Raw genomic sequence first — 503 nt, forward strand, 5'->3', positions numbered from 1 at the left:
TGGCAAGAGCAGGAAAATCAGAAGCACTCAAAATACTATGGCGTGCATTGTTCTGTCTTGGCCAGGTGAGATGGATGCCGATTGTAAGCGTTGGCAAGCTCGGTCGGTCAAGTGGTTGCAGGACACGTATGGGGACCAGTTGAAGACAGTCATCAGGCATGATGATGAGGCTTTTCCTCATCTTCATGCTTTCATCGTTCCTGATGATTTGAAGGCGATCAGCTTACATCCTGGGGATAGTGCAAAGCAGAAGGCCAAGGCGGATGGTTTATCTCCAAAGGAACAAAATGAAGACTATAATCAATCGTTTAGAGATTGTCAGGACAGTTATTGGGATAAGGTCGGGATGCCTTCTGGCTTAACTCGTATTGGTCCAGGGCGTAGGCGGTTAACTCGGGACCAGTGGAACCAGGAGAAGCAACAAGCGAATGCTTTAGCTATTGCTCTTTCTGATGGTCGTGCTGTTGCAAAGCGTGTTGATGCTGCAAAAGCTAAGGCTGAAA

At 47.7% G+C, this 503-nt stretch carries 1 protein-coding gene; it reads left to right on the forward strand.

Features of this window, described 5'->3' with window-relative positions; translation table 11 throughout:
• The coding region (locus KP705_RS17010; RefSeq protein ID WP_215765121.1) for a plasmid recombination protein at nt 1–503 on the forward strand (503 nt) is incomplete at both ends.

This window comes from Gluconobacter sp. P1D12_c, from assembly GCF_018812105.1.
Classification (GTDB): domain Bacteria; phylum Pseudomonadota; class Alphaproteobacteria; order Acetobacterales; family Acetobacteraceae; genus Gluconobacter; species Gluconobacter oxydans_A.